The sequence below is a fragment of the Shigella sp. SIG3 genome, from assembly GCF_053555855.1.
The window spans coordinates 1-2,344 of the sequence record NZ_JBQZXE010000214.1 but is presented as its reverse complement, the minus strand read 5'-3'; the positions used below and the strand labels follow the sequence as shown (position 1 = coordinate 2,344).

Annotated in this window: 2 protein-coding genes and 2 pseudogenes; 1 reads left to right on the top strand and 3 read right to left on the bottom strand. The window is 47.6% G+C overall.

What is annotated here, in order from left to right; all coding sequences use genetic code 11:
- On the bottom strand, positions 1 to 666 hold a 666-nt coding region (locus ACUU1I_RS20215), incomplete at its 3' end, for a PBSX family phage terminase large subunit (RefSeq protein WP_449144765.1).
- Positions 617 to 1,381 (bottom strand): annotated as a pseudogene (locus ACUU1I_RS20210) (hypothetical protein). The gene ACUU1I_RS20215 and the pseudogene ACUU1I_RS20210, both read right to left, overlap by 50 nt.
- 194 nt (positions 1,382 to 1,575) lie before the next feature.
- Here ACUU1I_RS20210 and ACUU1I_RS20205 point away from each other — a divergent pair.
- Positions 1,576 to 2,088, top strand: a complete 513-nt coding sequence (locus ACUU1I_RS20205) for a DedA family protein (RefSeq protein WP_011069285.1) — start codon at positions 1,576 to 1,578, stop codon at positions 2,086 to 2,088.
- A gap of 88 nt (positions 2,089 to 2,176) precedes the next feature.
- Here the strand turns inward: ACUU1I_RS20205 and ACUU1I_RS20200 are convergent.
- Positions 2,177 to 2,278, bottom strand: a pseudogene (locus tag ACUU1I_RS20200) (lysis protein); the annotation flags it as partial.
- Positions 2,279 to 2,344: the final 66 nt, after the last annotated feature.

Genomic DNA, 2,344 nt, shown 5'->3' with positions numbered 1-2,344 from the left:
TGCCGCATCATCATCAGACTCCGGAACGCCCTCATACACATGTTTAAAACCATCCGGATCACGGCGTCGCGCCGCGTCGATAACCTTAAGCATGGTGTCAGACAGAAACGGATTTTCGTCATAGTTAATTTTGCGGATGAGAGTGCCTTCGGGCGGATCAACAACGAAGTTGCGCCAGACGAAATCAGTAACAAGTCCGGGGTTGAATATGAACCAGCATTCCGAACCCTCTTTACGGATCGTTGGCTCCAGAATTTTCCACTGGTATTCCGTCAGTGCGTGGGCTTCTTCCAGCCACAACACATCGATCCCCTCCAGTGACTTAATTTCTTCGATGTTGCGCCATAATCCATAAAAAACAAATTCCGAGCCAGTAACCCGGTTAATGATTTTGTTGTTCAGAATACGGAAACGGTGCCGCAGACCAAACCTGTCTATCTGAATTTTGAGCAGGGTATACACCGACTCTTCGATTTTATTCTGGATCTGACGGGCACAACAAAAACGCAGGGTGTATTTATTCGACAGAAATATGGCAATGCCAGCGGCATCCCATGATTTTGACGATGACCGACCACCATAAAGCACTTTGTTACGTGCCCGCATAGTCCAGAAACTACGTAAAGCCGGATTCAGCGTCGGTTTGGATGTCAGAGTAGAAGTCATTGAGGTCACGCTCTCCATTGCCATCATCAATACCTGCATCACGGCGAAGACGATCAGCCTCCAGAGACACCTTATCAGTGGCGGCCTTGCGGTAGGCTGTATCAGCAAATATTTTTCCTACCGTCGCAAGCGTGCCAACGATGGACTCAATACGAACTGTATTGCGCATCATTGCTTTCTCGGCGGCGCTGATATTTTCAATCAGCATCTTCCTTTCCTAGTCCCCATTAGCATCTTCCAGCGACACCAACCACCGACCAATATTCTCTGCAGCGACAAGGTTGTTAGCACGAAGGCGAAATAATTCGTCCTCGAGCGTCAACGCTTTAGCGTCCTCTATCACCTCATCTTTGAGCAGAAGGCGACGGGCATAACCACCGTGTTTTAATGCCTGCTGGTTACCGGGTTGGAATGGGTTAGTCGGGGGATCGGTACGCATTCCGCGTATCGGTTTCGTATCCGGTGTAGATTCTGTTTTTAGTTGCGTACTTTTTTGTGTAAGGCCAGTAATGGCAGGCTTTCTGCTGGTACGCACTTTCCTTTTTTGCGTACCATTTTTGCAAACCTGCGTACCGCCACTGCGTGCCCAACCAAGCTTTTTGGCCCTCTTCCTGATAGCCCCTTCTGTAACGCCGTATTTCTCGCCTATATCACGGAGGCTAAGGACTCCGGCCCGGTATGCCGATTCGATGGCCTCCCAGTCCGGTTTTGCCATGATTATGCTTCCTGTGATTTACTGTTATCGTTGCCTGTCACAATAGGTTGCTTTAATTCTTCCTCATCACTCACTCCTGCGACGCTCCGTGGCAGGGCCCCCCACAGGAGTACCTTGTAAATGTAAGGTGTTTAAGCCTAAATTAAGTCGTATCACGGTTAAATAGCAAAGAAAAATTCACAGAAGGAAAGACATTGATGGAGTGGATAAATGCTTTGATGAACTATTTTGTACTTCATCCATATCGCCTATGGGGGCTTCTTTTTATAATAGCGTTCACAAAATCCACTTTACTCATTTCGGCGATATTGCCACCAGCATCAATTATGATGGCCACTGTAATTACAGTCAGCAAGACGACTCTTTCACCATGGGAAGCTGGAATCACGGTCATGAGTGGCGCATGGTGCGGTACTATCGTTAATTACCATCTTGGTATAATAATTGGGCATATCCCTCAACTTGCATGTATAATATCGAGCCGTTCCAATACAATAGAACGGGTTCGCCTTCAGTTGCAAAATAACTCTGTGTCAATACTTTTCACTTCGCGCTTTATCGCCGTGCTGCGTTACATTGCTCCTTTGGTGGCAGGAATGTTGCAACTTCATCCAGTGAAAGTGTATACAGTGAGTCTGATTTCAGCTGCTAGCTGGTCAGCACTTTATGTTGGTAGTTTTAGCTTCGTGTTGCCTTTTTTTAGCTAAACTGCCCATAAAAAGCTCTTGCGAATCCAGCTTCCCCCATTCCTCTGACAACAGAATCTGATTTGAAGGATAATGAGTAAAATTACCGCTACCCCCCAAGGCATTGGATCCTGATGTACTCCTGAAGCATTCTCAATGCTGTCTGGTCGCTGATGATTCCGTCCCGGATACCGAGAACGTTTCGTCCAGCAACTGGAGAGAGTTCGACGGTGGCATCATTGCCCATGCCGGAGGCGCTGGAGGTTTCGGCTGAGGA